General features: G+C 37.1%; 7 protein-coding genes and 2 pseudogenes. 5 read left to right on the top strand and 4 right to left on the bottom strand.

The features are described from left to right. Positions 1-144: 144 nt before the first annotated feature. The 3 genes and pseudogenes from F981_RS23575 to repM form a co-directional block, all read right to left on the bottom strand. A pseudogene (locus F981_RS23575) lies at positions 145-896 on the bottom strand (IS5 family transposase). A gap of 93 nt (positions 897-989) precedes the next feature. After that, positions 990-1,741, bottom strand: a protein-coding gene (locus F981_RS23570; protein ID WP_228129054.1) for an IS5 family transposase whose coding sequence is annotated in 2 segments (ribosomal slippage) — positions 990-1,507 and positions 1,507-1,741 — 753 coding nt in all. Because the reading frame shifts where the segments join, the coding sequence is not laid out codon by codon here. A gap of 150 nt (positions 1,742-1,891) precedes the next feature. After that, on the bottom strand, positions 1,892-2,839 hold the full coding sequence (repM, locus tag F981_RS22905) for a replication initiation protein RepM (RefSeq protein WP_010117601.1): 948 nt from the start codon (positions 2,837-2,839) through the stop codon (positions 1,892-1,894). Between the two features lie 391 nt (positions 2,840-3,230). Here repM and F981_RS22900 point away from each other — a divergent pair, with 391 nt between their 5' ends. The 4 genes from F981_RS22900 to F981_RS22885 all read left to right on the top strand — a co-directional run bounded on the left by F981_RS22900 (position 3,231) and on the right by F981_RS22885 (position 7,059). Further along, positions 3,231-3,869 (top strand): AAA family ATPase, encoded by a 639-nt coding sequence (locus F981_RS22900; RefSeq protein ID WP_004726798.1) that lies wholly within the window; start codon positions 3,231-3,233, stop codon positions 3,867-3,869. 2 nt (positions 3,870-3,871) lie between these two features. Next, positions 3,872-4,171 carry a hypothetical protein gene (locus F981_RS22895; protein WP_004726796.1) on the top strand — a complete coding sequence of 100 codons (300 nt, stop codon included), beginning with the start codon at positions 3,872-3,874 and terminating at the stop codon, positions 4,169-4,171. 278 nt (positions 4,172-4,449) lie between these two features. Next, entirely contained in the window at positions 4,450-5,382 is a 933-nt protein-coding gene (locus F981_RS22890; protein ID WP_035372565.1) for an IS5 family transposase, read from the top strand. Positions 5,383-5,826: 444 nt separating this feature from the next. Next, positions 5,827-7,059, top strand: coding sequence for an ATP-binding protein (locus F981_RS22885; protein WP_004726792.1), 1,233 nt, complete (start codon positions 5,827-5,829; stop codon positions 7,057-7,059). A 271-nt stretch (positions 7,060-7,330) separates the two neighbouring features. Here F981_RS22885 and F981_RS22880 read toward each other — a convergent pair whose 3' ends face one another. Next, positions 7,331-7,660 (bottom strand): DUF4236 domain-containing protein, encoded by a 330-nt coding sequence (locus F981_RS22880; RefSeq protein ID WP_004726791.1) that lies wholly within the window; start codon positions 7,658-7,660, stop codon positions 7,331-7,333. Between the two features lie 208 nt (positions 7,661-7,868). Here F981_RS22880 and F981_RS22875 point away from each other — a divergent pair. After that, positions 7,869-8,573 (top strand): annotated as a pseudogene (locus F981_RS22875) (WYL domain-containing protein); the annotation flags it as partial. Positions 8,574-8,662 lie beyond the last annotated feature (89 nt).

The raw sequence follows: 8,662 nt of genomic DNA, 5'->3' as shown, positions 1-8,662 counted from the left end.
CGGGAGAGGTTTCGATCGCATCACTCTCCTCAGGATTACATAAGATCGTAAGTTGTGTAAGTTGCATAAGTTATGTAACTTTATAATTTCATCTTTCTGGCAAATTAATCCAGATCAGTTCTTCGTACTAGGGTCTGTTGAGAATTACCGAGAGTTAATTAAACTCGCGCACAGTTGAATCATGGCTTCAAAACTCGTATCTGTTTTACAACTACGCATCGCTATACGTTTAAATTCTTTTAACTTACAGAAATAGTTTTCAATGAGATGACGCCATTTATACATAGTCGTATCAAATGCTCTCATTACTTTTCGATTAGATTTGGGTGGGATCACCACTTTCACTTTACGTTCATTGAGTTCTTGGATGAGCCAATCTGCATCAAATGCTTTATCCGCTAGTAATGCTTGAAAATCAACATCTTCAATTAAAGGTTTGGTTTCTACTAAATCGTGATATTGACCAGGCATTAATCGAAACTTAATAAGGTTGCCTAGACTATCCACTAAGGCAAGAATTTTACAGGTCATTCCACCTCGAGATTTACCTATAGACTGTTTGAAAGTCCCCCTTTTGCACCTTGCCCATGTCGATGAACTTTAACAATCGTTCCATCAATCATGGCGTATTCCAAATCAACATCTTCATTTACAGATGCAAAAATAGTTTCAAATACACCAGCTTTCACCCAATCACGGTATCTTTTAAAGACGGTATTCCATTTACCAAAATGAGGAGGTAGATCACGCCATGGACTGTCTGTACGGGCAATCCATAGGACTGCTTCTAAAAATAATCGATTATCTTTTCCACTACGACCTCGATCGGTCACTTTACCTAGGCAAAAAGGTTCCATTTTTGCCCATTGGGCATCAGTAAGTATGTATCTATCCATAGTACTATTATAAATTAATCAGTAGCCTTTGTTAATTCTCAACAAGCCCTAGTGGAACATATAATTTTCAGTTTATAAAACTAGGGCGTGTCCTCATTTGGCTTTACACCAAATAAACATGCAAGCAATGTAAATCATAGACTGGTAATTTCGTGCAAGCTTATCAAATCGGGTTGCAATCGCTCGGAAATGCTTCAATCTCGCAAACACATTTTCAACTAAATGTCTTAATTTATATAGATATTTATCAAACACCTTATTCGATCTCTTACTGTTTGATCGCAATGGAATAATGGGAATCATCTTCTTGTTCTTGGCATATATTCTAATATGTTCAGCATCATACCCCTTATCAGCAATCAGATAAGTTGCCTCGCCTACAGTATCAATCAGTTGTTTTGCAATTTGACTGTCGTGGACGTCACCCCCAGTGATTTTAAAATCAATCGGTAATCCATTCGCGTCGGTTGCAAGATGTATTTTTGTTGTTCGTCCACCACGTGATTGTCCAATTGCTCTTTCGAAACCATTCCGAGCTCCACTTGCATGTTGATGCACGCGTATGTAGCTTCCGTCAATGAATACCCATTCTTGATCCAAGACGCCTCGTAATCTAAAAAAAATTTATTCCACAATCCCTTGCTTGCCCAACGATTAAAACGATTATAAGCAGTTTGCCAAGGACAAAATTCTTGAGGAATATCACGCCATGTGGCGCCTGTACGCAGTTTCCATAAGATCACTTCCATGATATTTCTACTATTCTTTGAACGGTAGCAACCATGTAATCGCATAGTATCTTGAATTTGCTGCCAGATATCATCGGTAAGAAGAGTACGTGCCATTGAAAATATAGAAATAAAAATAACTCAAAGGAGGATTTTAAGTATTTAAAACCAATTCTTCAAATGAGGACACGCCCTAGGGTTACCAGGGCAGACTAAATTTTTCCTATAGGTTTGTAGTGTTCAAAATAAAAATTTCTATAATTCAGGTTATGATAACTTTTCTGATTTATATTTTTCTTTATAGCCCACTTTTAACAAATCAGAATAATACTTTTTTACCTTTTCAGGGTCGAGGAGTTCAAGTGAAATCCTTTCTTTAAACGCTTCGATCTCTTCGCCTACATTGGCATATTTCCCCCCGAATTCGGGATATTTGATAAGGTCACACAATTTTTGAGCGAAAAATATAGATTGTTTTGGTGTCAGCTGATATGCAGGTTCCAGTACCTTATCACTAACAATTAAGGAAGCTTTTTGATTAAAAGAAAATTCGATATGTGTAATTGTTCTCCCTTCTTTTTTCTGCTCATAACTTACGTCGATATCAGTAAGTTTATTAATTTGATCTATGGCAACCGTCAATACACGCTTTTTGAAATCTCCCATGGTTTTATATTCATTTTCAAGTAGACCTAACTTATCACGCAATTCAACCATACTAATATATAGCTTGCCTTTGCTACGCCATCTAATCAAAAGTTCATACAGCCGTATAGCGTATACACTAGATAATTGAGAAATTTGCTTTAATTCATAACGAGTAAACTTTTCTTCAAGTTTTACAAAAAGCTGTAAAATATCAGGAGCAAAAATTAGTTGAGCACATGCAGCTTCTTTAACATAGCCAACTTTTGATACCCAACGGCTTTTGTAGACCGCTGGCTTACCTGTAACAGGATCTATGGCCTTATAGGTGAGTCTACGTTCAAATAAGTTATCACACGCTCCCTGAAGAGCCTCATAGGCCGCTTGACGACCCAAATTAAAGTGCTTCATGTATTCAGACGCATGTATTGTTAGCAATGTATCCGATGTAAGCTCTTTTTCAATTTCCCTAGCTGCAATAATTGCAACTAAAATTAAGCGTTGTTCAGACAGAGTCAATGCATAAGATGCTTCAATCAAGTTATTGTCTTTATAAATTAGATTTGCCATATTGTGATTAAAGAAATAAATTCCATTAATGGACATTAACACTTAATGTCCATTAATGGAAGATCTATTTATGCCAGGAAAACGTCCATTAAATAAAGGAAAACGTCCATTTAAATAAAGGAAAACGTCCACTTATTGTCAGGAAAACGTCCATTTAAATAAAGGAAAGTGTCCACTTATTGTCAGGAAAACGTCCATATAAAACCTCTGAAAACTAGACTTCATAAGGCATTCAGAGGTTCTATAAATATAAATTTATAAAATATATATAAAATTAAAAAAGAACATTACTTGTGGATAACTTTTTTTAACTTTATTTTTCACAATAGTTGATTCATGAGATTGAAACTTGTACATTATTTTCAACAAAATTACGTAACTTACATAACTTATGATTATTTTAGTAGGTGGTGAAAAAGGCGGAGCTGGTAAAAGCTGCCTTGCCCAAAACTTAGCAGTTTATTTACAAGAAAAGAATAGAGATATTCTGCTTCTAGATGCAGATCCTCAAGGCACAACAACTGACTGGATTAAAGAACGTGATGAGAATGAGGATTTAAAAAATATTCCATCTGTACAAGCTTCAGGCAATATTCGTCAAGTTTTAAAAGATTTATCAAAAAGATATGAAGATATTATCATTGATGCTGGTGGACAAGATTCGGAAGCATTACGTTCTGCTATGACTATAGCAACACATATGCTCTTGCCTTTTAGGCCTAAACGTAGAGATCTAAAGACTTTGGATCATATGGAACAAGTATTAAAACTGGCACGAGCAGTGAATCCAGATTTGAATGCAAGAGCAATCATTACACAATGCCCAACATTACCGTCACAAGTACAGCGAATTTTAGATGCTAAAGAAGCCTGTGTATCGTTCGGAATAAAAGCATTAGACCACATCACGACAAATCGAAATGTTTATGATGATGCAGATGAAAATGGCTTATCTGTTTTTGAAGTAACAAGTGATCCTAAGGCAAAAGCAGAAATTGAAGGGATAGCTCAAGAGTTTTTAGGAGTATAACTATGGCAGGTCTTAGCGGTTTAAAAAAGAAAACTGACGAGCTTTCAGATCAGGATAAACTGGTTGAAAATTTCATATCTGGAGCTGATAAAAGAGTTAAGGATCTAGAAGTTTCACAAAAGAAATTCGTTCGTTGTACCTTTTCTTTGAACCAAGAATTAAGTGAATTAATTGATGAGTTAATTATCAAAAGTAATAACGCTCGTGTTAACAGATCTAGTATTGTAAGAATAGCTTTAGAGTCACTGGCAGAGCAGAATTTAGAAGATTTTAAGCAGCTCGTTGATAAAAATTTTAAATAAAATAGAGAATGGAAGAGGTTATTCAATCTATAAGATTAAATAACCTAACTTCATAACTTCATAACTTCATAACTTCATAACTTCATAACTTCATAACTTCATAACTTCATAACTTCATAACTTCATAACTTCATAACTTCATAACTTTACTGGCAAATAATTTAAATATTTTGATTTGTTGATAAACCTTATATAGACATCGCGATACTTTGATATTGGAAAATGGCTTTGTTGCACAAACCTATCTGTAAAGGCTTTTTCAGCGATATAATTTTCAAATGAAGAAGCCTACACACAAAATCTACCGCACAACCAATTGGCCCGCATATAACCGAGCACTCATGAGTCGCGGAAATATTGCCATTTGGTTTGATCCTGCTACGCAATGGTATGCGCCATCAAAAGGCAAACAAGGGCGAAATCAAACCTACTCCGACGCAGCTATCCAATGCTGCTTAATGATTAAATCCTTATTTCGTCTGTCTTTACGTATGGTTACTGGCTTTGTGCAAAGTCTGATTAAACTTTGCGGATTAAATTGGATAGCTCCAGATTACACCATGCTTTGTAGAAGACAAAAGCATATTGATATTGTAATCAGCTACCAAAAAAGTAGCGATGGGCTGCATCTACTCATGGACTCTACAGGCATGAAGTTTCTAGGTGAGGGCGAATGGAAACGCAAGAAACATGGACCTGAATATCGTCGCCAATGGCGTAAACTTCATATGGGTATAGATGCTAAAACCCTGCAAATACGAGCAGTTCAGCTTACAATCAATAATGTCAGTGATTCACAGGTGCTTGGTGATTTACTTAATCAGATTCCACAAGATGAGCAGATTAACTCTGTTTATACCGATGGAGCTTATGACACCAAGCAATGCCGTCAGGTCATTGCAGATCGGCAAGGGCATGCGGTGATTCCACCTAGAAAAAATGCGAAACCATGGAAAGATACAAAGAGTAGCTCGCTAGAGCGAAATGAATTACTTCGAACAATTAAACGTTTAGGCAGGACACTCTGGAAAAAATGGTCAGGCTATCATCGGCGAAGTTTGGTTGAAACTAAGATGCATTGCATCAAATTATTAGGAGATAAACTCAGTGCAAGGAGTTTTGATAGCCAAGTGAATGAGATCCATGCACGTGTAGCAGTCCTTAACAGATTTACGGAATTAGGTCGCCCACTTACCCAAGTTACGCCTTAAATTTGGCTCAATTAGGGGCGCTTTGCATTTCAAATCTTTGTGCAACAAAGCCGTTTTGCCTATAGATTCTCCCTATGGGCATTTTTTTTGATCAAAAACATGTATAGGTGACTTTAAAATAAACCTTTTAGCAATTCATACGCAATAAGGCTGATACCATTAGCACAATAAAAATGAGTTCCACTCTAGTTAACATCTTAGTTCCATTTACTTTTCACTTAATTTATATAGCAGTTAACTCGTAGCATCAATGAAATAACATAACATGGAAAATAATCAAAAAGACAGAATTTGGATTTTGATCAGATCTGCTGTTTACATGCTTCTACAGTAGCTTTGAATGTTTCACTTAACCTTTAAACTTTTTCTAAAATTAAATATATTTACATATACGTTCTAAAATTTGATAGAATTTATTAAAACTTTAGATTCTAAGTGTAAATAATGAGAAGCGCTAATATTCGACGTGATGGCTACTTAAAATTTCTGAATACATGGCAAGACCGTGATGTCATTAAAGTACTTTCAGGTGTGCGTCGCTCTGGAAAATCCACCTTATTGGCGATGTTTCAACAAGACCTGAAAGCACAGGGTGTACAAGCCGAAAACATCATTGCCATCAACTTCGAATTTATGGAATTTGAAGAACTCACCGATTACCGTAAACTACATGATTATGTATTGTCCAAAGTTGATAAAAGTAAAAAAAATTATGTTTTTTTAGATGAAATACAACATGTTAAAAATTTTGAGAAAGTAGTCGACTCTTTATATGTTCGAGATTATATCGATTTATATATTACAGGCTCAAATGCATTCTTTCTAAGTGGAGAACTTGCGACTTTACTTACAGGACGCTATATCGAGCAACACGTTCTACCTCTGTCATTCCAAGAATTTAAACAGTGGCATATTGAAAATAATCCGATCATCCAACAATTATCCAATCGTGATTTGTATGCCATGTATACGCGCAGTAGTTTCCCTTATACGCTTGCCATGACTAGCCAGCAGGAAACTTATGATTACTTGCAAGCGGTCTATGCCAGTGTAATGTTTAAAGATGTTATTCCCCGTTTGAATACTGCCGATATTAACTCTCTCGAGCGTGTCGCAAGATATTTGGCAAGCGTGACAGGCTCACCTATTTCCATCAATAAAATTAAAAATACCTTTGTTTCAAGTGGGGTTAAGATTTCATTTGAAACAGTAAAACGCTATATTCAGGGCTTACAGGACAGTTTGCTATTTTATAGTGCCGCACAATTTAAAGTACGCGGGCGTGAGTTATTACAATCCTCTGAAAAATACTATTTAGTTGATGTCGGATTGCGCCGGATTATGTTGCCTGATGCTAATGCTGATCAAGGTCATATCTTAGAAAATGTGATTTATCTTGAGCTTGTCAGACGAGGTTATACGGTCTATGTAGGGCGGGTTGATGAATATGAAATTGATTTTGTTGCTGTCGATACTTTACAGAATTTAACTTATTATCAGGTGGCATTAGAAACGCTCAATGAGGAGACACTCAGCCGAGAGTTACGTCCATTACAGAAAATTTCTGATTCGTATCCCAAGTATTTGCTTACCTTAGACACGATAGGGACTGAAGCGAATTATAATGGTATTGTAAAAATGAGTGCTCTCGATTGGTTGCTATCTGAAAATAAGTAAAGTTGAGGGTAGACATGGATACTCTTATTTATTAATTAAAACTCAAAGACTTTTCAGCATCATTCAAGAATGTATTCAAGCATAATTTCTGCTCCAATTATGATGGATCGATTTACCTCGATTCGATTGAGTCAGACTATCATGATTGAGCCAGAGTCGCTTACTGAAAGTAGCGAGAATTGCGCTGGAGTTTCTGAAGGATATTAATTCCTTAGTTTGCCCATTCATCCATCTGGGCATTTTTTTTGATCAAAATACAATGTTGTTTTTGCTAAAAAATGACGGCACCCACAATAAAACACAATATTCCAAAAATAATCCAAGGCCAGATCTTTGTCTTCGGTTGTTCTAAATTCTGAGGATTATATTCCGTGTGTTCTAGCGATGTCGGTTGTGGAACACGGGTTTTTTTAGAGTAAGGCTGGTGTTTAGAGTAAGATAGTCCCGTACCTGGAATACCGACACTGGTTCGCGTACCTTTTTTACCAATATTTAGAGAAGCACCAGGTTTGCCAATGCTGGCACTGCTGATGCCTTTATGGGTCAGATTAATTTTAAAACCCGGGAATAATTTAATACTTTTACGAAATCTAAAACCCATATTGCTCTCATTCTAAAACTTAGCTCAATTCACGCGCTATACCAGGATCCATGATCTGCTAGAGATCGTACTTTGACGGCTATCATCAGGATACTAGTATATTTTTTATCTGATGATTGCAATACTACCTTTAAATACCGTCAAAAATGTTTACTGTATATTTGCTGTAGGGTAATCTTAAAGCTGCTATTTATTGACTGATTGGTATATGACGACAGATAAGCATGAAGTCCTGCTACGAATGCGAGCGATCGAGCTGCTTGCATACTGGGAAGGTCGTTTGGTTACCAATCGTTTGATGAGCTGGTTTGGGCTCAGTCGACAGCAGGCTTCTGCGGATATCAAGCGTTACAATACGCTGTATAACCCCGATGCCTTGATTCATGACCCCTCCGTAAAAGGCTATGTGCCTAAGGCCAGCTTCCAGCCTGTACTGACTACAGCGCATATCAATGAATATCTCAATGTGCTGTCAGGTTTGGTTAGTGAATCGCATACCCTGATTGCGACACCAGAACCGAATCTTGCAGCAGTTCAATTACCTGATCGCAGTGTACGTCCTGAAGTGATTCGGGAAGTGTTGCGTGCCTGCCGCAACCAAAGTACTTTAAAAATGATTTATGCCTCGATGCAGAATCCGCAGTGGCATGAGCGCATCATTTCCCCACACACCCTGGTGTATACCGGTTTTCGCTGGCATGTCCGTGCCTATTGCCATCAGAGCAAGCAGTTTAAGGACTTTTTACTCTCCAGAATTGATCGCACACCTGTTGTGGTGGCGATTGAGTCAGTAGACCCTGCTCAGGATCAGCAATGGCATGAAGAAATTCTACTGACGCTGATCCCTAATCCAAAATTGAATGAAGCTCAAAAAGCGCTGGTCGAAAAAGACTTCGGCATGCCTGATGGCAGATGGCACTGTTGCAAATAGAGATTTGAGTCGATGATGTTCCCTTTAAAAAGTGCTTAGAGACCGAAAACCCTGTTGATTAGACACACTTC

This window comes from Acinetobacter guillouiae CIP 63.46 (assembly GCF_000368145.1).
In the GTDB taxonomy this organism is placed as follows: domain Bacteria; phylum Pseudomonadota; class Gammaproteobacteria; order Pseudomonadales; family Moraxellaceae; genus Acinetobacter; species Acinetobacter guillouiae.
Note: the sequence above shows the minus strand (reverse complement) of the source record. Positions and strands in the feature narration are given on the sequence as shown.

Coding starts and splice junctions, on each gene's coding strand:
- repM (WP_010117601.1), bottom strand. CDS start 2,839: ATGGCAAATCTAATTTATAAAGACAATAACTTGATTGAAGCATCTTAT.
- F981_RS22900 (WP_004726798.1), top strand. CDS start 3,231: ATGATTATTTTAGTAGGTGGTGAAAAAGGCGGAGCTGGTAAAAGCTGC.
- F981_RS22895 (WP_004726796.1), top strand. CDS start 3,872: ATGGCAGGTCTTAGCGGTTTAAAAAAGAAAACTGACGAGCTTTCAGAT.
- F981_RS22890 (WP_035372565.1), top strand. CDS start 4,450: ATGAAGAAGCCTACACACAAAATCTACCGCACAACCAATTGGCCCGCA.
- F981_RS22885 (WP_004726792.1), top strand. CDS start 5,827: ATGAGAAGCGCTAATATTCGACGTGATGGCTACTTAAAATTTCTGAAT.
- F981_RS22880 (WP_004726791.1), bottom strand. CDS start 7,660: ATGGGTTTTAGATTTCGTAAAAGTATTAAATTATTCCCGGGTTTTAAA.